Origin of the sequence: Pseudomonas sp. AFG_SD02_1510_Pfu_092 (genome assembly GCF_003331055.1) — a bacterium.
In the GTDB taxonomy this organism is placed as follows: domain Bacteria; phylum Pseudomonadota; class Gammaproteobacteria; order Pseudomonadales; family Pseudomonadaceae; genus Aquipseudomonas.
The window spans coordinates 1-19,844 of the sequence record NZ_PUQD01000055.1 but is presented as its reverse complement, the minus strand read 5'-3'; the positions used below and the strand labels follow the sequence as shown (position 1 = coordinate 19,844).

Genomic DNA, 19,844 nt, shown 5'->3' with positions numbered 1-19,844 from the left:
CTTAAATTAGATATAACTTATTGTATTTAAAGACTTTATTTATGATGGCGAGGATGAGCTGCGAGGGGGTTGTTACAACTTTGTACAACTGTGCGATCGCCGGGGGCGCTTTGCGCCCCTTTCGCGACACAAGGCCGCTCCCACAAACCGGCCCGGCCTGGCGCGACCGTGTGGGAGCGGCCTTGTGTCGCGATGGGCTGCGTAGCAGCCCCCGAGGTTGCAACCTCAGACGCCAGGCGCACTCGGCGCAAAGGCCCCCTGCCGGCGGCGGTTGACGAAGAAGTACGCCGCATAGCACAAGGCGATGAAGCCGAAGCCCCAATACAGCGACGGCCGCTGGGTTTCATCCAGCGCCAGGAACACGAACAGCGAGCTGCACAGGGCGATGCACAGCAGCGGCACCAGCGGGTACAGCGGCGCCCGGTACTTCAAGTCCTGCAGTTGCCCACCGTCACGCAGCCAGGCCTTGCGAAAGCGGTACTGCGCCAGGGCGATGACGATCCAGGTCACCGTCCCGGACATGCCGCTCACCGCCATCAGCACCATGAACAGCGTGTCGGCGGCAATGAAGCTGGTCATCAGCGAGATCAGCGCAAAGCACAGGGTGATACTCAACGCCCGCAGCGGCACACCGCGCTTGCTCAGCGGCGACAGGCTTTTCGGCGCCATGCCGGTCTTCGACATGGCCCAGAGGATGCGCGTGGAGGCATACAACCCGGAGTTGCCCACCGACAGGATGGCGGTGAGGATGACGAAGTTCATCAGGTCGGCCGCGAAAGGAATGCCGACCATGTCGAACACCTGCACGAACGGGCTCTCCATCAACCCGGCCTGCTCGAACGGGACGATGGCCGACAGCACGGCAATCGCCAGCACGTAGAAGATCAACACGCGGAACACCACGTTGCGCACGGCCCGCGGGATGCTCTTTTCCGGGTGCTCGGTCTCGCCAGCGGCAACGCCCATGATCTCGCAGCCCTGGAAGGCATAGACCACGGTCATCATCACCGCGAACACCGCCGACAGGCCGTGAGGGAACAGCGACTCGCCCATCAGGTTGTTCAACATCGGCGCCGGTGCACCGCTGCTCAGCGGGATGGCGCCGAAGATCACCAGCAGGCCGATGACGATGAAGCCGAGGATTGTCGCCACCTTGATGCCCGAGAACCAGTACTCGGCTTCACCGAAGGCGCGGGTCGCCAGGGCGTTGAGGCCGAACAGCACGACCACGAACAGCGCCGACCAGTACCAGATTGGCACCTCCGGGAACCAGCGGGTCATCAGCATGCCGGCGGCGGTGAACTCCAGGCCCACGGTGGTGGCCCAGCTCATCCAGTACACCCAGCCGATCATGAAGCCGGTGGCCGGGCCGATGAACTTGGTGGCGTGGGCCTGGAACGAGCCGGACACCGGCATCTGCACCGACAGTTCGCCCAGGCAGACCATCACCAGGTACATCAGCAAGCCGGCCACCAGGTAGGCGAGGATCGCCCCCACCGGCCCGCCCTGGTTGATGGTCACGCCCGAGCCCATGAACAGCCCGGTGCCGATCACCCCGCCCAGCGACAGCATGAAGATGTGCCGGCTTTTCAGCGCGCGGGTAAGCTGGATTTTCTCGTGGCTGTCAGTCATGGCGCACCTCGCCGTTGCGGCCGGTGCAGGGCCACGCGGCGGTACCGCGCGGGGTGGTATGAAGAAGGGGCTGAGCGCTACGGCATGTCATTATTGTTGTCTCCAAGAAGCCTCATGGACCGCGTGCCACGCGGTTGCCATGGATTATTGGAAACGGATGTAAGGCGCCGTTGTACGAACGGATCGAAGATGTAAAAAGTCGTAATTTTTTTGTACGTCAGCGCTGAATCAGCTGTTCCAGGGTGGCGCGGGCCTGGGCAAGTTCGGCGGGCAACGACCCGTGCAGCGCTTTCAGGGCGCTTTCGTCATGCGCCCGGGCCGCGTTCTCGAGCCGGCGCAACAGCGCAGCCAGGCCGGAGAAACCCAGCGAATCGCAACTGCCGGCCAGGCGGTGGGCCAGGTGCAGCACTTCGGTAAAGTCCTGGGCCGGCAACGCCTCGGCCAGCGCCGTGGCGTGCTGCTCCAGCGACTGGCGCAGCACCTTCAGCAGGCCTTGCAGCTTCTGCTCACCGAGCAGCGCGCGGTGGGTGTCCAGCAGTGCCCAATCCATGTTCGGGTCGGCCGCGCTCACCTCGCCGGGCGCAGCCCCGGCCAGCGCCTGGCGCAGCTGGTCGAGGCGCAGGGGCTTGGCCAGCACGCCCTGCATGCCGGCCTCGAGGTAACCCGGTACCTGCCCCGGTTGCACGCCGGCGGTCAACGCCAGGATGCGGCTGTGGCGGTTCGGCCCGGGCATGCCACGCAGCTGCCGGCACAGCTCCACCCCGCTCATGCCGGGTAGCTGCACGTCGAGCAGGATCAGGTCGAAGCGCCGCTCGGCGCAGGCCTGCACAGCCTGCGCGGCGTCTTCGGCAAAGCTCACCCGGTGGCCATCGCGCAGCAGCAAGCCACCCGCCACCTCGCGGTTCAACGCCACATCCTCGACCACCAGGATATCCAGGCAGGCGTTGGCCGCAGGGCCGGGTGGGCGGGCCGCCAGCGGCTGCCCGCGGGCCAGGTCGAGTTCGAACCAGAAGCAGCTGCCCTGCCCTTGCGCGCTGTCCAGGCCAATGCGGCCGCCGAGTTTTTCCACCAGGTGCTTGCAGATCGCCAGGCCCAGGCCGGTGCCGCCGTAACGGCGCGCCACCGCCTCGCTGGCCTGGACGAAGCGCTCGAAGATTCTGGCCTGTACCGCCGGCTCGATGCCGATGCCATTGTCACTGACCGCCACGCGCAAGCGCTGCGCCGCCGGCTCACTGGCCAGGACCTGCACCGAAAGCCGCACCTGGCCGTGTTCGGTGAACTTGATGGCATTGGCCAGCAGGTTGCTGAGCACCTGGCGCAGGTACTGTTCGGCACCGTGCTGGTACTCGGCCAACTGCTCGTCGATGGCCAGCTGCAGGGTGTCGCCGTGCTCCCTGGCCATCGGTTCGAGCAGCGCCAGCACCTCCTGGCACAACTGGCGCAGCGAAAACCCGACCAGCTCGGCGCGGCTTTCGCCCTCTTCCAGGCGGGCGAAATACAGCACTTCGTTGAGAATCGCCAACAGCCCCTCGCCGGCCTTGTACAAGGCCTCTACGCGCTGGCGGTCGGCCGCCTCCAGCCGGCCGCCGCGCAGCAGCTCGGCCATGCCGAGAATGCCGTTGAGCGGCGTGCGCAGCTCATGGCTCATGGTTGCCAGGAAGCGCGACTTGGCCAGGTTGGCGGCCTCGGCGTCGTCCTTGGCCCGCGCCAGGCTGGCAGTGCGCCGTTCGACCATGGCCTGCAGCTCGTCGCGCTTGTCCTGCAGCGCCAGGCGGTCGCGCTCGCGGCGCTCGATGTCACTGAGAATGGCGCGGCGCATGTCGTCCAGGGCATTGGCCACGGTGTCCAGTTCATCGGCGCGCGTCGACGGCCGGCGGGCCAGGCGCAGCGGCTCCTGCCACTGGCCGGCGGCGATCCGCCGGGCGAACTCGGCCATCACCTGCAGGTGGCGGGTGACCAGGCGGTAGAACAGCCCCGACAAGGCCACCGCCAGGCCGCACAGGAATACGCCCATCCACAGCAGGCTGGCCACCCCGGTGGCATACAGGCGCCGATGCACCGCGCCGAGGTCGATGCTTACTTCCAGCTCGCCGAGGTGCCTGGCCGGCCCCGAGGGCGGCTGGTAATCGAGCGAGAAGCGCTCGATGCGCAGCGGCCCCTGGGGTTCGGCGGCACCGCGCAGCAACTGGAAATCGTCGCTGAGCAGGCGCACCCGGGCGACATCGGAAAAATCCACCAGACCACGCAGCTGGGTATCCAGCTGAGCTTCGTCCAGGTCCCACAGGCTGCGCTCCAGGCTGGCCAGGTAGCCCGCGCGGATCAACGCCATGCGTGCCTCGATGTCACGCATCTCGCGGCGATACTCGAAGTACAGCTGCACCGAACTGGCCAGCACGGTGAAGCACAGGCTGAACAGCAGGATGAACAACAGCAGGCGGCGCAGCAGGCCATCGGTGTGCAGGCGGATCATCGCGCGTCCGCCGGCAGCCTGGCCATGTCGCGGTAGGTCACTTCACTCTGCTCCAGCCAGCGCTCGATCTCGCCGGCCTGGTGCATGCTGCGCAAGTGCGCGTCGATCGCGTCCATGTGCTGGCTCAACGGGGATTGGCGTGACACCGCAACCCGCAGGTAGTCCACGCTCAGGGCCGTGGGCGAGACGCGGATGTCCTGCGCCCCGGGCAGGTTTTCGATGAACAGCTGGCCGGTGCGCCGTTCCTGGATCAGGTAGTCGATGCGCCCGCGAATCAGCTTGCCGAAGTTCTGCTGGCTGGAAGACACCCGTTCGATGTTCTGGTGGCGGGCGACGAAACGGTCGAAGTCGGCGCCGTAGCTCTCGCCGTACAGCAGGCCGCCACGGTAGCCGGCAAGATCCTCCAGGCGCTGGAACTGCACCGGCCGCAGGCGGTTGTAGAACACCGCCACTTCCTCGCGCACCACCGGCACCGTGGAAAAACGCATGCGCTGGTCACGCTGGTCGCTGTTGTAGGCCAGCACCACATCCACCCGCCCGGCAGCGGCATCCATCAGGCAGCGCTTCCAGTTGCCCAGCACCACGGTCTGCACCGGGTAGCCCATGCGCGTGAACAACTCGCGCACCACGGTCGGTGCCAGGCCGCGCACCTGGTGGCCGTCGCTCCAGGAGATCGGCGGGTAGACCGGGTAGTCGCAATAGCGCACCGGCGCTGTCGCGCTGGCCTGCGCGGTGAACAGTGCCAGGGCCAGCAGCCAGGCGCTGCGGCTCATGCCGCCACGCTGGCGGTGAACAGGTAGCCGGTGCCGTGGATGGTAATGATCAGTTGCGGCTCGGCCGGGTCGTCATGCAGCTTGCGCCGCAGGCGGCCGACCAGTACGTCGATGGAACGGTCGTTGGGCACCCACTCACGGTTGCGGATCTGGTCCATCAGCTGGTCACGGCTAAGGGTGTGGCCGCTGTTGCGCAGGAACACGCTGAGCAGCTGGAATTCGCCATGGGTCAGCAGGGTCTGTCCGCCCCGCGCGTCGATCAGGCGCCGGCGGTCGGTGTCCAGCGCCCAGTCGGCGAACTGCTTCAGCGCATGCGCGCAGGCCGGCGCCGGGTGCACTTCGCGGGCATGGCGCACGCGGCGGATCAGGTTCTTGGCGCGGGACACCAGCTCACGGGGGTTGAGCGGTTTGATCACATAGTCGTCGGCACCGCATTCCAGGCCGACGATGCGGTCGATGTCGTCGTTGCGCCCGGTGATCAGGATGATGCCGACTTCCGAACGTACCCGCAGCTCGCGGGTCAGGGTGAGGCCATCCTTGCCGGGCAGGCGGATGTCCAGCAGCACCAGGTCGACGTCCTGGCTGCCGAGCAGCGCTTCGGCCTTTTCTGCGGTGTCGGCGCAGTGCACGTCGTAGCCTTCCTGGGACAGATAGGCCTGCAGCAAGTCACGAATAAGCGGATCGTCATCGACGATCAATACCCGAGGCGTCATTGCGTGTCGTCTCTTGTTTTTATGGTGTTGTTCTACACACTCGCGACAGCAGCGTACTCGTTACTGAACAGCCGATCAACAGCCCTCCGGCAGGCTGAAACGGCGCCGACCGCCGGCCTGCAGGCCATCGACCCAGGCCTCGCAGATCAGCACGCCCTGCTCGGGGCTGAAGGTGCCGGGGTTGAGCCCCGACTCCAGCCACAGGCCATCGAGCAAGGCACTCAGGCTGATGGCCGCAAGGTCGGCATCGAAGCCCTGCCAGCCCTCTTCGGCGGCCAGCGTGGCCAGCAGCCCGCTCAGTTCGTTGCGGTACTCGCCATAGGAATGCTCATGCACCTGGTTGATCGCCTCGGCGGTTTTCACCGCGCCCCAGAATGCCAGCCAGGCGTCGAGCAGCTGCGGGTCGAGCAGCTCGGCGCAGAACGAGGCGCGGAAGAACGCCGAGAGGCGCTCGCGGGCGTTGGGCGCGGCCTGGGCCATGGCCTCGCGCAACAGGCCCATGACCCGGCCGGTGACGGCCATGTAGGCCTCGGCCACCAGTTCGTCCTTGCCGGCGTAATGGTGGCTGATCAGCCCGACCGAAACCCCCGCCTCAGCAGAGATCTTGCGGATCGACGCACCCTGGAAACCATGGCGTTTGAGGCACACCAGGGTCGCCTGGACCAGGTTGGCTTTGCGCACTTCCGGCAGCATGCGGTGGTAGCGGGCTTCCTGGTTCATCAGGGGTTCTCGGGTCAGGGGCTGGGCTGAACGACTGTACAACAAGCCGGAGCGCGTGATAAACCCTAGGCCGCCAATGCCCACCCGGGCCCGATCACAACAACAAAAGCGGCTGCCATGAACGACCTGATCACACGCGACCTGGACCAGGGCCTGCTGACCCTGGCCTTCAACCGCCCCGCCAGACTCAACGCCTTGAACACCGCCATGTACCAGCAACTGGGCGACCTGCTGCTGGCGGCGAGTGAAGACCCGCAGGTGCAGGTGATCCTCCTCACCGGTGGCACGCAGTGCTTCAGCGCCGGCAACGACCTGCGCGACTTTCTCGATAACCCGCCGGCCGACCTGGACAGCCCGGTGTTCCGCCTGATGCGCGTGGTGCTGGGCCTGGACAAACCGCTGATTGCCGCCGTCAGCGGCGCGGCGATCGGCATCGGCGCGACCTTGTTGCTGCATTGTGACCAGGTGCTGGTCAGCCGTTCGACCCGGCTGCGTATGCCGTTCGCGCCGTTGGGCGTGTGCCCGGAGTTCGGTTCCAGCCTGTTGCTGCCGCGCCTGCTCGGCCACGCCCGGGCGGCGCGCCTGCTGTTGGCCAACGAGTCGCTCGACGGCGCGCAGATGCTGGCCTGGGGGCTGGCCAACGAACTGCATGAAGACGGTGAACAGTGCCTGGCGGCGGCGCGCAAGCTGGCCCGCCAGCTGCAGGGCTACCCACAAACCGCGCTGGGCATCAGCAAGCGGTTGCTCAAGGACGGCCAGCGGGCCGAGCTGGAGGCGACCGTGGCGCGGGAGAGCCAGTTGTTCATCGAGTGCTTGCGCAGCGAAGAAGCGCGGGCTGTGTTGCGCGGATTGATCAAGGATTGAAAAGCCGAGGCCGCGATGCGGCCCATCGCCGGCAAGCCAGCTCCCACAGGTGCAGCGTTGACCTGTGGCATACCCATTCCCTGTGGGAGCGGGAATGCCCGCGAAGCAGGCGACGGGGTGGATGGCACCGGCTGCGCCGGTGCTCGCGGCCACGGCCGCTCCCACAGGGATCGCGCCAGCTTTCAGAAATTGAGCAAGACAGATGCTCCTACCTCGACCGCGCTGCACTCAAGCCATGCGCAATCCCTGTGGGAGCGGGCAAGCCCGCGAAGCAGGCGACGCGGTGGATGGCACCGGCTGCGCCGGTGTTCGCGGCCACGGCCGCTCCCACAGGGATCGCGCCAGCTTCCAGAAATTGAGCAAGACAGATGCTCCTACCTCGACCGCGCTGCACTCAAGCCATGCGCAATCCCTGTGGGAGCTGGCTTGCCGGCGATGGGCTGCAAAGCAGCCCCACGAAAACGCAGAAACACCTGGATAGCTAATACCCGGTCATCTCCAGATACCCACGCCCACCGGCACTGCCGCTCAAGCGCACCGGCCCTTCCCAATACGGGAACCGCGTGTCCATCCAGGCCTGTGGCTCCAGCGCTTCGACCTGCACATCCAGCCCATGCGCGGGCACCTGCACCCGCCAGCGTGTCGGCACCTGCTTGCCGTTCTTCTGCCGCGCCCAGGCCTGCGCCTGCAACTGCACCTGCGCGCCCGCCAGCGCCAGCACTTCGCCCTGCGGGCCAATCCAGGTGCCGGCGCGGTATGCCTGCCCCTGTGCCTCGCGGACCTGGAACAGCATCAGCCTGGCGCCGCTGTCCAGGTGCAGGGAAAACCAGTCCCAACCGGTCTGCCCGGCGGCCAGCGGCTGGCTGCTCCACTCCCGGTCCAGCCAGGCCTGGCCACTGACCGCAATGCACTGCCCGGCACGCTGCACGTTGCCGTGTACCCGGTAGAACGGCTGGCTGTAATAGTACGACGCCTGGCCCTGGCCAGACTTCTCGCTGTAGCCCTGCGCCCCGTGCAGCACCAGTGGCCGATCGCTGCGCAAGTGCAGGTCGTAGGCAAAGCCTTGGCCCGCCGCAGTCATCTGCACCTCGTCGATGCCGTCACTGCCGTGCAACGACCAGTCGTCGATCCAGGCCCGAAATGGCCTGGCCTGCACCCCGGCCTGGCCAATGCCACCGCGCGCCAGGGTTTCGGCGGCCTGATGACCACCCGGGCCGGTCAGCGCCGCGTGCCCCATCCACAGGTTCGGGCTGTTCCAGTCGCCGGTTTCGGCACCCGGGCGCAGGGCCGAGCGGAACAGCGTCCATTGCGCGCCCCAGTCCCGGCCGCGGGCGTCCTTGAGGTTGGCGGTGACATACCACCATTCGATGCGAAAGCCATCGTGCGCGCCATGGTCACGCGGAAACGCCAGGCGATGCTCGCGGCTGACCTGGCGGAATTCGCCTGCCGCCTGGCCAAGCCCGGCATAGCTTTGCTCCGCCGGCGGATCACAGCCGCCCAGCAACCCAGCCAGCAACAGCCACGCACTACGTTTCATCGGCAAACGGCCTCAACAGTTCGCGCGGCTGGCGACGCGCCAGCTGCCACAGCGGCCAGGCGCTGGCCAACAGGCTGGTAAGCAGGCCCAGCAGCGCCAGTTGCAGCAACTGCGCGGGGAACACGTAGAGCGGCAGCCGCCAACCAAACGCCTGCACGTTCAGCACCGCCACCAGGCACCAGGCCAGCAGAATGCCCAGCGGGATCGCCAGCAGCACGGTCAGGCTGCTCAGCAGCAGGGTCTGCCCAAGGCTGAGCCAGACCAGATGGGTGCGCCGCACGCCCAGTGCCCACAGGGGCGCCAACTGGCCCAGGCGGGCCTGCCCCAGGGTCAACAGGTTGATCAACAGCGCCACCCCGGCCACGCCAAGGGTGAGGCTGTTGAGCGCGGCGGTGGCCGCGAAGGTGCGGTTGAACACCTCGGTCGACCAGCTTTTGAGGCGCGCCTGCTCGACCACCCGGCTGTCGTCGAGGGCAAAGCGCTGTTGCAGTGCAGCCCTGACGGCCGACACCTGGTCCGGCTGCAGGTCGACGCTCAAGCCGCTCAGGGTTGCCTGCGGCCAGTGCGCGCGCAACCAGCCGGCATCCACCAGCAGATGCCCTTTGGGGTTGCCGTAATCGGCGTAGATCCCCACCACAGTCAGGGCTGGCGCGCTGCTGACGGGTAGCTTCAGGCTATCGCCCACCGCCACGCGCAGGCGCCTGGCCAGCTGTTCGCTGAGCATCAGCGCCTGGCCGCTGGCCAACTGCGCCCAGGCCTGCGGTTGCCCGGCCAGCAATGGCCAGCGGCTGCGATAGACAGGATCGGCGACGATGCCCTGAACCTGCACCGGCCAACCGTGCAGCTGTGTGTCTACCCGCCAGCCGGGCAAGACCACGCGTACCGAAGGCTGCTGCCCGAGCCATTCGGCTATCTGCACGCCCTGGGCGGTGTCCCGTGGCGTGACATACAGGTCGGCGGACAGGCGCAGCTCAAGCCAACCGACAAAAGTCTTGCGAAAGCCTTCGGTCATGCTGCCCACGCCGACACTGGCAGCCAGCGCCAGCAACAGCGCCATCAACGCCAGGCTCAGGGCCGGCAGTTGCTGGCGGCTGTCGGCGACGAACCATTGCGACAGCGGCCGCCGGCAATGGCGCGCCAGCCAGGCCAGCAGCCGGTCGAGCAAGGCCGGCAGCAGCAGCGCCGCCGCCAGCAGCAACCCGGCCAGCAGGCCGAACGCGCTGGGCAGGCTGTCGCCGAGCACGCCACAGCCCCCGGCCAGCAACAGCAACAGGCCCGCCAGCAGGGCCTGGCGCCGCAACCACGGCCCCTGCGCCAGGCGCCACGCCTGCGGTTGCGCCAGCGCCAGCAACGGCAAGCGGGCCGCACGCCAGACGCTGCCCAGGCCGGCCAGCAGTGCGCCGAGCACGCTCACCAGCACGCCGGCCAGCCACCACCACGCCGGCAGGCTCAACGTGCCAGCCACCTGCGCGCCATACAGGCCGCGCACACTGGCGGCGACATCGGGCAGCAACCACGCGGCCAGGCCATAGCCACCGGCCACGCCGGCCAGCCCACCCAACAGGGCGAACAGGCCCAGCTCCAGCACCAGGGCAGCCAGCAGGGTTTTCAGGCCGACGCCACAGGCGCGCAGGTTGCGGATCAGCCCGCGGCGCTGCTCCAGCGCCAGGCCGATTGCCGCATGGGCGATGAACAGGCCAACGACGAACGCCAACAGGCCGAGCGCCGTCAGGTTGAGGTGGAAACTGGCGGTCAGCCGCTGCAAACCGCCATCGTCCTGCTGAGCCCGCAGCTCAAGGTAAGGAGCGACAGCCGCAGGCAACGGCCCGGCGGTGGCGGCCACCAGCAGTCGCGACAACTGCTCGGGGGCGTGCAGCAAGGTCTGGGCATGGCCGATATCGACCACGATCACCCCCGGTGCCAGTGCCGGCTGCACCACCAGCGGCGGCAGCTGTTGCCCTTCGCTGTCAGTTACCGACGCACCGGGTTCGGCCTGCAACTGACGCAAGGTGTCTGGCCCGACCCAGGCTTGCCCGGGCGCACCGATGAAGGCCTGCAGATCGAACGCGTGCGGTTGCACACCGGCAACGCTGCTGCTGGCAGGCAGGCTCAACGGTTCGATGCCGAGCAGGCGCACGCTGCGTGCCGGCTCACCGGGCAGGCGCAAGCGCCCTTCCAGCACCGGCGTCACCGCCCACCCGGCCCGGCGCAGTTGCACATACAACGCCTGGTCGAAGCGCTCGCCATGGCGCGGCAGCAGTTGCGCCTGCAGCGGCGCGGTCAGCACCGCGCTGGCCCGGGCATAGTCGCTGCGGGCCTGGCTGTTCAGCGCCTGCACGCCGGTCCACAGCGCCGTGGCCAGCCACAAGCCGGTGAAGATGCTGCAAAACTGCAGGCGATGGCGCCGCCAGTGGCCGAGCAGCGCCAACAGGGCCAGCGCCAACTGTCTCATTCGCCCTGCCCGGGCCGCACGCGGCCGGCCTGCAGGTAACAACGCTGCTGCAGGCGCGCCGCCAGCCGCGGGCTATGGGTCACCATCAGCACCCCGCTGCCGGCCTCGGCGACCAGTTGCAACAGCAGGCGCAACACCTCGTCGCTGCTGGCTTCGTCGAGGCTGCCGGTCGGTTCGTCGGCCAGCAGCCAGGCCGGGCGCGCGGCCAGGGCGCGGCCGATGGCGACCCGTTGTTGCTGGCCGCCGGACAGCTGCTCCGGATAACGCCCCAGCACATCCGCCAGGCCCAGGCGTTGCGCCAGGTAAGCGACCCAGTGCGGATCATGCCGCGCGGCCAGGCGGGCCTGGAAGGCAAGATTGGCGCCCACATCCAGGCTGCTGATCAGGTTGTACTGCTGGAACACCAGGCCGATACCCTCGCGCCGCCACTGCGCCAGCGACGCCTCGCAACGGCTGTCCAGCGGCACGCCGTCGATCAGGATGCGCCCCCGGTCGGCACGGTCCAGGCCGGCCACCAGGTGCAGCAGGGTGCTCTTGCCACTGCCCGACTCGCCCATCAGCGCCAGGCTGCTGCCTGGCGCCAGGCACAGGTCGACGCCCTGCAGCACCGGGAGCGGCCCCTGGGGGGTGGGGAACGATTTGTGCAATTGCTCGACGACCAGCATCGACAGGCCTTGGCGGTTTCGAGTGACTTCTTAGGCATAGCAGGTTCAGCGCAATGCGCATGCACAGCGGGGCCATGAACAAATCTTCATCTGGCCGGCGAGCCGCGTGGTTACAGGGCGACAGGCATTGCCTTGCGGTAGCGTTCGCCCTTCGCCTTGAGCGGCCCACCCACCTTGCGTAGCATCCACGCCCCCGGAACCGCCGCAGGCTTTACCCAGCCACACCCCTCGCAGACCTGATCCCGATGCCGCAACCCATCCCCCTCAAGGACCACGAAAAGGAAAAGCACCTGGTCAACCGCCGCCTGCTGGCCTGCGCCGCGCTGGTGTTCAGCCTGTGTGCCGTGCTGGTGGGCCGGCTGTATGTGCTGCAGGTGCTGCAACACGACCAGCAGAGCGCGGTGTCGGAAAACAACCGTGTGCATGTCCTGCCCATCGCCCCCGAACGCGGGCTGATCTACGACCGCAACGGCGTGGTGCTGGCCGACAACAAGCCCAGCTTCGACCTGACCATGACCCGCGAGCGGGCCGGCGGTGACTCGGCCAAGGTACTCGACACCCTGACCCAGGTGCTGGGCCTGGGTGACGACGAGCGCAAACAGTTCGACAAGGACTTGCGCCGTGGCCGCAAGCCGTTCGAGCCGGTGACGCTGATGGTCGGCCTGAGCGAAGAGCAGATCGCCCTGGTAGCGGTGAACCAGTTCCGCCTGCCGGGCCTGGAGGTGGAGCCGCAGTTCATCCGCGAATACCCGCTGGCCGGGCATTTCGCCCATTCGGTGGGTTATGTCGGGCGGATCAACGAGAAAGAAGCCAAAGCCCTCGACAGCAGCGAATACCGCGGCACCCAGTCAATCGGCAAGACCGGCATAGAGCGCTTCTACGAAAGCCAGCTGCACGGCCACGTAGGCTACGAGGAGGTCGAGACCAACGCCCAGGGCCGGGTGATGCGCGTGCTCAACCACAAGGCCCCGACTCCGGGCCAGGACATCGTCCTGACCCTGGATGCGCACCTGCAACTGGCCGCAGAAAAGGCCCTGGGCGAGCGCCGTGGCTCGGTGGTGGTGCTCGACCCGGCCAATGGCGATGTGCTGGCGATGGTCAGCAACCCCAGCTTCGACCCCAACCTGTTCGTCAAGGGCATCAGCTTCAAACAGTACGCCGCGCTACGCGATTCCATCGACCGGCCGCTGTTCAACCGCGTGCTGCGCGGCCTGTATGCGCCCGGTTCGACGGTCAAGCCGGAAGTGGCCATCGCCGGCCTCGACAGCGGTGTGATCACCCCGGGCAGCCGGGTGTTCGACCCAGGCTATTACGAGCTACCGAACTATCAGCACAAGTACCGCAACTGGAACCGCAGCGGTGACGGCTGGGTGGACATGTACACCGCCATCATGCGTTCCAACGACACCTACTTCTACGACCTGGCGCACAAGCTGGGCATCGACCGCCTGCATGACTACATGAGCGAATTCGGCCTGGGCCAGAAGGTGTCGCTGGACATGTTCGAGGAAGCGCCCGGGCTGATGCCGTCGGCCGCGTGGAAGCGCGCCACCCGGCGCCAGGCCTGGTTCCCCGGCGAGACGCTGATCCTCGGCATCGGCCAGGGCTACATGCAGGTCACTCCGCTGCAGCTGGCCCAGGCCACCAGCCTGCTGGCGAGCAAGGGTGTGTGGCACCGCCCGCACTTGGCCATGACCGTGGGTGGCGCGGCGCCGATCGACCCCAAGCCGATGCCCGATATCGTGCTGCACGACCGGCGCGCCTGGGACCAGGTCAGCCAGGGCATGCAGATGGTCATGCACGACCCGCGCGGCATCGCCCGCGCCGCCGCCGCTGGTGCGCAGTACCGGATTGCCGGCAAGAGCGGCACCGCGCAGGTGGTGGCGATCAGGCAGGGCGAGCGTTACAACCGCGACAAGACCCTGGAACGGCACCGCGACAATGCCTTGTTCGTCGGCTTTGCCCCCGCCGAGCAGCCGAGTGTGGTGGTGGCGGTGATGATCGAGAACGGCGAAGCCGGCGGGCGGGTGGCGGGGCCGGTGGTGCGCGAGGTGATGGATGCCTACCTGCTGGATGAACAGGGTCATCTGAAGCCCGAGTTTGCCGGTGCGGCGGGGGTTCGCAACGTGCCGCACACCTGATATTTCTGGTGCCTGTGCCGGCCTCTTCGCGGGCATGCCCGCTCCCACAGGGGATTGGCGCAACATCTGTGGGAGCGGGCGCGCCCGCGAAGAGGCCGGCACAGGCACCTCAGCAGTCAGCGCTGATCACCTCCATGATCATCGCCAACATCATGGTCAGCCCCATCATCCGCGCCATGCCCTACGCCATGGGTTTCGCCCACGTCGTGATTCGCCTCATGATTCGCTTCGTGGTTAGCCTCATGGTCAGCGCCGTCGTCAGCCCCGTTGCGCCCGCGGCCATCGTGGCCGGGGCCACCATGCCCACCACTATCGCCACTGTGCCCGCTACCGCTACCGCCGCCACCATGGCCACCACCCGAGCCACCGCTGCCGCCACCGCCGCCATGACCACCGCCACCGCCGCTGCCACCTCCGCCGCCGCCATGGCCACCGCCGCTTCCGCCACCACCATGGCCGCCACCGCCGCCGCTACCACCTCCACCTCCACCACCACCGCTGCCGTCCTTCGCATAAGCGCTGGACGCACCGCCAACAGAGTCAGGCACCAACACGGCCGATGCCGACAACACAGCACCGATCGCCAACGCCAACAAGCATTTTCTGAGCATGATGAGCCTCCGCTTGGAGTAATACGGGGGTGCACGACGCCCCCCGTAAGTCCGGCCCCCCGTGGGGCGACCTGCAAGCCAGCGCGGGCTTTCCATCAGCAGCAGTTGTACGAGATCCCTCAGGCCCAGCCGGCCAGATGTTGCAGAATATTTCTCAATTTTCTGAGCGTAGCCATGCCGCTGCGCTTGTCACCGACCGGTCATCAGAATGATCGACGCATCAGCAGGCCACACCAGGGAACTACCGGCACCCCTGCGCTCTCTTAAACACTGAGTGGTTTATTTCCCTGTGCATCACGTTACTGGAGAACATGCCATGCGCCACCTACTCCTCGCCCCTGCGTTGCTGCTCCTGCTGCCTGCCGGTGTTGCAATGGCTGACGTCGACGCGGGCGACGTCGCCACCTCGGCCGGTGTTTCCGCTTCGCTCTACTCGACCTTCAAGGACGACAAACGGATCATCCCGGCACGCGACGAGCTTTCCGCCTACGTCGCCAGCGGCGGTGCCATCCGTGGCGCCTATGTGGAGTCGGCGCTGGAACAGGCCCGCAAGGACCACCCGGGGCTGCAAGCCAGCGATGAAGAGCTGGCCCGCGCCATCCTCTCGCAGGACGACCGTATAGCCGACCATTGAGGTCAAACCGGTACCGGCCGCTTCGCGGGCAAACCCGCTGCCACAGGGACTGCACTGGCTACCGATTCGGTGCGCTGCTGTGGGAGCGGGTTTACCCGCGAAAGCGTCGGCACCGGCCAGCCGATGAACATCCTTTACGACGAGCGCGTCGATGGCGCGCTGCCGGAGATCGACCGGGCGGCGCTGCTACAGGCGTTGCGTGACGCCGTGCCGGACCTAGCGCTGCTGCACCGCGAAGAAGACCTCAAACCCTACGAATGCGACGGCCTGTCGGCCTACCGCAGCGTGCCGCTGCTGGTGGCGCTGCCCGAGCGCCTGGAACAGGTGCAGGCGTTGCTCCGGTTCTGCCACCAGCGTGGCGTACCTGTGGTTGCGCGCGGTGCCGGTACGGGCCTGTCTGGCGGCGCCCTGCCGTTGGCCAAGGGCATCCTGCTGGTGATGGCGCGCTTCAACCGCATCCTCGAAGTCAACCCGCAAGGCCGCTTCGCCCGGGTGCAGCCCGGTGTACGCAACCTGGCCATTTCCCAGGCGGCCGCGCCCTACGGCCTGTATTACGCGCCCGACCCGTCGTCACAAATTGCCTGCTCCATCGGCGGCAATGTCGCGGAAAACGCCGGTGGCGTGCACTGCCTCAAATACGGCCTGACCGTGCACAACCTGCTCAAGGTGGAAATCCTCACGGTCGAGGGCGAACGCCTGACCCTGGGCAGCGACGCCCTCGACAGCCCCGGTTTCGACCTGCTGGCGCTGTTCACCGGTTCCGAAGGCATGCTTGGCATCGTTACCGAAGTCACCGTGAAACTGCTGCCCAAGCCGCAGGTGGCGCGGGTGCTGCTGGCCAGTTTCGAGCGTGTCGAGGACGCCGGCCGGGCCGTCGCCGAGATCATCGCGGCGGGGATCATACCGGGCGGCCTGGAGATGATGGACAACCTGGCGATCCGCGCCGCCGAGGACTTCATCCACGCCGGCTACCCGGTGGACGCGGCGGCCATCCTGCTGTGCGAACTGGATGGCGTCGAAGCCGATGTGCACGACGACTGCGAGCGGGTCGCCGCCGTGCTGGCGCAAGCCGGCGCCAGCGAGGTGCGGCTGGCCTGCGACGAGGCCGAACGCGTGCGCTTCTGGGCCGGGCGCAAGAACGCCTTTCCGGCGGTGGGGCGCATTTCCCCCGACTACTACTGCATGGACGGCACCATCCCGCGGCGCGAACTGCCGCGCGTGCTCGAGGGCATCAGCGCGCTGTCGGCGGAGTACGGCCTGCGCGTGGCCAACGTGTTCCATGCCGGCGACGGCAACATGCACCCGCTGATCCTGTTCGACGCCAACCTGCCCGGTGAGCTGGAGCGTGCCGAGGCGATCGGCGGCAAGATCCTCGAACTGTGCGTGGCGGTGGGCGGCAGCATCACCGGCGAGCACGGTGTAGGGCGGGAAAAGATCAACCAGATGTGTGCGCAGTTCAACAGCGACGAAATCACCCTGTTTCACGCGGTCAAGGCCGCCTTCGACCCGCAGGGCCTGCTCAACCCCGGCAAGAACATCCCCACCCTGCACCGCTGTGCCGAGTTCGGCGCCCTGCACGTGCACCATGGGCAATTGCCCTTCCCTGAACTGGAGCGTTTCTGATGAGCATGGACCGCGACATCAGCCAGGCCCTGCTCGAGCAGGTCAAGCAGGCGCTGAACCAGGCCACGCCGCTGCGCATCCAGGGCAGCAACAGCAAGGCCATGCTCGGCAACCCGGTCAGCGCCGAGGTGCTCGACACCCGTGGCCACCGTGGCATCGTCAGCTACGACCCGACCGAACTGGTACTCACCGCCCGCGCCGGTACGCCGCTGCGCGAGGTCGAGGCGGCGCTACACGAAGCCGGCCAGATGCTGCCTTGTGAGCCTCCGCACCTTGGCCCCGACGCCACCGTGGGGGGTATGGTCGCCGCCGGGCTGTCAGGCCCCCGGCGGCCATGGGCCGGAGCGGTGCGCGACTACGTGTTGGGAACGCGGGTGATCACCGGCCACGGCAAGCTGCTGCGCTTTGGTGGCGAAGTGATGAAGAACGTGGCCGGCTACGATGTGTCACGGTTGATGGCGGGCAGCTTCGGTTGCCTCGGGCTACTGACCGAGGTGTCGCTGAAAGTGCTGCCGCGCCCGCGCCAATGCCTCAGCCTGCGCCTGCCAATGGGCGTCCAGCAGGCCTTGGCCGAGCTGGCCGAGTGGGGCCAGCAGCCGCTGCCGATCAGCGCGGCCTGCCACGACGGCGAGGCGCTGTACCTGCGCCTGGAAGGCGGCGAAGGCTCGGTGCAGTCGGCGCGCCAGCGGCTGGGTGGCGAAGCGCTCGACAGCCGCTTCTGGGCTGACCTGCGCGAACAGCGCCTGGCCTTTTTCGCGGGCCCCGCGCCGCTGTGGCGGCTGTCCGTACCCATTGCCAGCGCAGCGCTGGAGCTTCCCGGCCAGCAGTTGCTCGACTGGGGCGGCGCCCAGCGCTGGCTCAAGTCCGACGCACAAGCACAGGCCATTCGCCAACAGGTGGCCAAGGTCGGCGGCCACGCGACCTGCCATGCCCCCGGTGCTGCCAGCAGCCCACCGCTGCCCGCTGCGCTGATGCGCTATCACCGCGCCCTCAAGCAGCAACTCGACCCCAAAGGGGTGTTCAACCCCGGCCGCCTGTACCTGGACCTGTGAGGCCAGACCATGCAGACCAACCTGAGCGAAAGCGCCCGGTGCCTGGCCCGCGCCGACGAGGCCGAAAGCATCCTGCGTGCCTGCGTGCACTGTGGCTTCTGCACCGCCACCTGCCCCACCTACCAGCTGCTGGGCGATGAACTGGACGGCCCGCGCGGGCGCATCTACCTGATCAAGCAGGTGCTCGAGGGTGCGCCGATCAGCGCCAGCACCCAGTTGCACCTGGACCGTTGCCTGAGCTGCCGCAGCTGCGAAACCACCTGCCCTTCCGGGGTGCGCTACCACGACCTGCTGGACATCGGCCGCGCCGTGGTCGAGCAGCAGGTACCGCGCCCGCTCGGCCAGCGCCTGTTGCGCCAGGCCCTGCGTGCGGTGGTCCCGCGCCCGGCGCTGTTCAAGGTGCTGGCGCGCAGTGGCCAGGCCCTGCGCCCGCTGCTGCCGGCGGCGCTCAAGGACAAGCTGCCGGCGCAGGTCACCGCGCCCGGCCAGCGCCCCGCAGCGCGCCATGCACGCCGGGTGCTGATGCTGGAAGGTTGCGTGCAGCCGGCGCTGTCGCCCAACACCAATGCGGCCGCCGCGCGCCTGCTGGACCGCCTGGGCATCAGCGTGGTACCGATCCGCCAGGCCGGCTGCTGTGGCGCGGTGGACTACCACCTCAACGCCCAGGAGCAAGGCCTGCAGCGGGCGCGGCGCAATATCGACGCCTGGTGGCCGGCCATCGAAGCCGGCGCCGAGGCCATCGTGCAGACCGCCAGCGGCTGCGGCGCGTTCGTCCGCGACTACGGTCATCTGTTGCACCACGACCCGCGCTACGCCGCCAAGGCCGTCCGGGTCAGCGCGCTGTCCCGCGACCTGGTCGAGGTGCTGCGTGACGAGCCGGTCGAACAACTGGGCCTGTGCGCCGAACAGCGGCTGGCGTTTCATTGCCCGTGCACCTTGCAGCACGCATTGAAGCTGGGCGGGGCGGTGGAGGCGTTGCTGACGCGCCTGGGCTTCACCTTGACCGCGGTCGCGGACGGCCACCTGTGCTGCGGCTCGGCCGGCACCTATTCGCTGACCCAGCCTGAGCTGTCGCGGCAACTGCGCGACAACCGCCTGAATGCCCTGGAAAGCGGCAAGCCGCAGGTCATCGCCACCGCCAACATCGGCTGCCAGGCCCACCTTGGCGGGGCCGGGCGCACACCGGTGCGGCACTGGGTCGAAATCGTCGAAGCCGCCTTGAACCCGCAGCACCACCTTCAGAAATTTCCTATCAAGCGCTCGGAAGCGTCCTACTTGTAGCCCCTGCTCCTGGAAAACATGATCGGCACTGGATAACGCAAGGTAGCGATCCAGAGGAGGCTTTGCATGCACCCGTACGTCCGCTCCACCGCCGAATTGCGCAACACCCTGCGCGAACTGCTGGCCCACGACATGAACAACCCGGATGAAGACCCGCACCTGTCGGGGGTGATGTTCTTCTGCGCCACCGACGAGCGCTCGCGAGAACTGATCGAACGTATCGAGTTGCTGGCCAGCGAGGTGTTCTTCGACCTCAACGGGCGGGCCATTTACGAGCATATGAAAGCGGCAGCGGTGGAAGGCGTACGCATCAAGCGCAACCGCAAGGCGCCGGCGGACGAGACGGTGATCCGTATCGCCCTGGCGGACAAGGGCTACATCACGGTGAGTACGGCGCGGTTCTGATGCCGGGCTGCGCACTGGCTTGGGAGCAACTGTCCTGGTCAATTTCTAAGCGCTGGCGCGATCCGTGTGGGAGCGGCTTTAGCCGCGAACACCGGCGCAGCCGGTGCCATCTACCGCATCGCCTGCTTCGCGGGCTTGCCCGCTCCCACATGGAATCGCGCGGGCTTATGGCTCACGCAGCACCTGTGGGAGCGGCCGTGGCCGCGAACACCGGCGCAGCCGGTGCCATCCACCGCGTCGCCTGCTTCGCGGGTGAACCCGCTCCCACATG

At 67.6% G+C, this 19,844-nt stretch carries 15 protein-coding genes and 1 pseudogene; 7 read left to right on the top strand and 9 right to left on the bottom strand.

Going from position 1 to position 19,844, the window contains the following annotated elements:
- Nucleotides 1-225 precede the first annotated feature (225 nt).
- From C6A77_RS20145 to C6A77_RS20125, 5 genes are all read right to left on the bottom strand, one after another.
- Nucleotides 226-1,632: an amino acid permease gene (locus C6A77_RS20145; protein ID WP_114171053.1), complete on the bottom strand. Its 1,407-nt coding sequence runs from the start codon at nt 1,630-1,632 to the stop codon at nt 226-228.
- A gap of 217 nt (nt 1,633-1,849) precedes the next feature.
- Nucleotides 1,850-4,102, bottom strand: coding sequence for an ATP-binding protein (locus tag C6A77_RS20140; protein WP_114171052.1), 2,253 nt, complete (start codon nt 4,100-4,102; stop codon nt 1,850-1,852).
- Nucleotides 4,099-4,875, bottom strand: a complete 777-nt coding sequence (locus C6A77_RS20135) for a transporter substrate-binding domain-containing protein (RefSeq protein ID WP_114171051.1) — start codon at nt 4,873-4,875, stop codon at nt 4,099-4,101. Before C6A77_RS20135 ends, C6A77_RS20140 begins: the two co-directional genes overlap by 4 nt.
- On the bottom strand, nt 4,872-5,588 hold the full coding sequence (locus C6A77_RS20130; protein ID WP_114171050.1) for a response regulator: 717 nt from the start codon (nt 5,586-5,588) through the stop codon (nt 4,872-4,874). The genes C6A77_RS20135 and C6A77_RS20130 overlap by 4 nt, the downstream gene beginning before the upstream one ends.
- A gap of 75 nt (nt 5,589-5,663) precedes the next feature.
- Complete coding sequence (locus C6A77_RS20125) at nt 5,664-6,308, bottom strand: TetR family transcriptional regulator C-terminal domain-containing protein (protein WP_114171049.1); 645 nt, start codon at nt 6,306-6,308, stop codon at nt 5,664-5,666.
- Nucleotides 6,309-6,425: 117 nt separating this feature from the next.
- Here C6A77_RS20125 and C6A77_RS20120 point away from each other — a divergent pair, with 117 nt between their 5' ends.
- On the top strand, nt 6,426-7,172 hold the full coding sequence (locus C6A77_RS20120) for an enoyl-CoA hydratase (RefSeq protein WP_114171048.1): 747 nt from the start codon (nt 6,426-6,428) through the stop codon (nt 7,170-7,172).
- 481 nt (nt 7,173-7,653) lie between these two features.
- On the opposite strand, the gene C6A77_RS20110 is transcribed toward C6A77_RS20120, so the two are convergent.
- From C6A77_RS20110 to C6A77_RS20100, 3 genes are read right to left on the bottom strand one after another with little or no spacing between them, the layout of a single operon-like run.
- Nucleotides 7,654-8,709 (bottom strand): lipocalin-like domain-containing protein, encoded by a 1,056-nt coding sequence (locus C6A77_RS20110; RefSeq protein WP_114171046.1) that lies wholly within the window; start codon nt 8,707-8,709, stop codon nt 7,654-7,656.
- A complete protein-coding gene (locus C6A77_RS20105; RefSeq protein WP_114171045.1) occupies nt 8,699-11,161 on the bottom strand; it encodes an FtsX-like permease family protein in 2,463 nt (820 codons plus the stop codon). The genes C6A77_RS20110 and C6A77_RS20105 overlap by 11 nt, the downstream gene beginning before the upstream one ends.
- Nucleotides 11,158-11,826, bottom strand: a complete 669-nt coding sequence (locus C6A77_RS20100) for an ABC transporter ATP-binding protein (protein ID WP_114171044.1) — start codon at nt 11,824-11,826, stop codon at nt 11,158-11,160. The genes C6A77_RS20105 and C6A77_RS20100 overlap by 4 nt, the downstream gene beginning before the upstream one ends.
- Nucleotides 11,827-12,071: 245 nt before the next feature.
- On the opposite strand from C6A77_RS20100, the gene mrdA reads away from it, so the two are divergent.
- Entirely contained in the window at nt 12,072-13,967 is a 1,896-nt protein-coding gene (gene mrdA / locus C6A77_RS20095; protein WP_114171043.1) for a penicillin-binding protein 2, read from the top strand.
- 305 nt (nt 13,968-14,272) lie between these two features.
- On the opposite strand, the pseudogene C6A77_RS26030 reads toward mrdA, so the two are convergent.
- Nucleotides 14,273-14,581: pseudogene (locus C6A77_RS26030) on the bottom strand (hypothetical protein); the annotation flags it as partial.
- A 313-nt stretch (nt 14,582-14,894) separates the two neighbouring features.
- Here C6A77_RS26030 and C6A77_RS20090 point away from each other — a divergent pair.
- The 5 genes from C6A77_RS20090 to C6A77_RS20070 all read left to right on the top strand — a co-directional run bounded on the left by C6A77_RS20090 (nt 14,895) and on the right by C6A77_RS20070 (nt 19,573).
- Nucleotides 14,895-15,212 (top strand): DUF2388 domain-containing protein, encoded by a 318-nt coding sequence (locus C6A77_RS20090; RefSeq protein WP_114171042.1) that lies wholly within the window; start codon nt 14,895-14,897, stop codon nt 15,210-15,212.
- A 123-nt stretch (nt 15,213-15,335) separates the two neighbouring features.
- Nucleotides 15,336-16,835 (top strand): glycolate oxidase subunit GlcD, encoded by a 1,500-nt coding sequence (glcD, locus tag C6A77_RS20085; RefSeq protein ID WP_114171041.1) that lies wholly within the window; start codon nt 15,336-15,338, stop codon nt 16,833-16,835.
- Nucleotides 16,835-17,887 (top strand): glycolate oxidase subunit GlcE, encoded by a 1,053-nt coding sequence (gene glcE / locus C6A77_RS20080; RefSeq protein WP_114171040.1) that lies wholly within the window; start codon nt 16,835-16,837, stop codon nt 17,885-17,887. Before glcD ends, glcE begins: the two co-directional genes overlap by 1 nt.
- Before the next feature lie 9 nt (nt 17,888-17,896).
- Nucleotides 17,897-19,168 (top strand): glycolate oxidase subunit GlcF, encoded by a 1,272-nt coding sequence (gene glcF / locus C6A77_RS20075; protein ID WP_114171039.1) that lies wholly within the window; start codon nt 17,897-17,899, stop codon nt 19,166-19,168.
- A 66-nt stretch (nt 19,169-19,234) separates the two neighbouring features.
- Nucleotides 19,235-19,573, top strand: coding sequence for a hypothetical protein (locus tag C6A77_RS20070; protein WP_114171038.1), 339 nt, complete (start codon nt 19,235-19,237; stop codon nt 19,571-19,573).
- Nucleotides 19,574-19,844 lie beyond the last annotated feature (271 nt).

Excerpts from the sequence above, each read along its gene's own strand:
- C6A77_RS20145 (WP_114171053.1), bottom strand. The coding sequence starts at position 1,632 with ATGACTGACAGCCACGAGAAAATCCAGCTTACCCGCGCGCTGAAAAGC.
- C6A77_RS20140 (WP_114171052.1), bottom strand. The coding sequence starts at position 4,102 with ATGATCCGCCTGCACACCGATGGCCTGCTGCGCCGCCTGCTGTTGTTC.
- C6A77_RS20135 (WP_114171051.1), bottom strand. The coding sequence starts at position 4,875 with ATGAGCCGCAGCGCCTGGCTGCTGGCCCTGGCACTGTTCACCGCGCAG.
- C6A77_RS20130 (WP_114171050.1), bottom strand. The coding sequence starts at position 5,588 with ATGACGCCTCGGGTATTGATCGTCGATGACGATCCGCTTATTCGTGAC.
- C6A77_RS20125 (WP_114171049.1), bottom strand. The coding sequence starts at position 6,308 with ATGAACCAGGAAGCCCGCTACCACCGCATGCTGCCGGAAGTGCGCAAA.
- C6A77_RS20120 (WP_114171048.1), top strand. The coding sequence starts at position 6,426 with ATGAACGACCTGATCACACGCGACCTGGACCAGGGCCTGCTGACCCTG.
- C6A77_RS20110 (WP_114171046.1), bottom strand. The coding sequence starts at position 8,709 with ATGAAACGTAGTGCGTGGCTGTTGCTGGCTGGGTTGCTGGGCGGCTGT.
- C6A77_RS20105 (WP_114171045.1), bottom strand. The coding sequence starts at position 11,161 with ATGAGACAGTTGGCGCTGGCCCTGTTGGCGCTGCTCGGCCACTGGCGG.
- C6A77_RS20100 (WP_114171044.1), bottom strand. The coding sequence starts at position 11,826 with ATGCTGGTCGTCGAGCAATTGCACAAATCGTTCCCCACCCCCCAGGGG.
- mrdA (WP_114171043.1), top strand. The coding sequence starts at position 12,072 with ATGCCGCAACCCATCCCCCTCAAGGACCACGAAAAGGAAAAGCACCTG.
- C6A77_RS20090 (WP_114171042.1), top strand. The coding sequence starts at position 14,895 with ATGCGCCACCTACTCCTCGCCCCTGCGTTGCTGCTCCTGCTGCCTGCC.
- glcD (WP_114171041.1), top strand. The coding sequence starts at position 15,336 with ATGAACATCCTTTACGACGAGCGCGTCGATGGCGCGCTGCCGGAGATC.
- glcE (WP_114171040.1), top strand. The coding sequence starts at position 16,835 with ATGAGCATGGACCGCGACATCAGCCAGGCCCTGCTCGAGCAGGTCAAG.
- glcF (WP_114171039.1), top strand. The coding sequence starts at position 17,897 with ATGCAGACCAACCTGAGCGAAAGCGCCCGGTGCCTGGCCCGCGCCGAC.
- C6A77_RS20070 (WP_114171038.1), top strand. The coding sequence starts at position 19,235 with ATGCACCCGTACGTCCGCTCCACCGCCGAATTGCGCAACACCCTGCGC.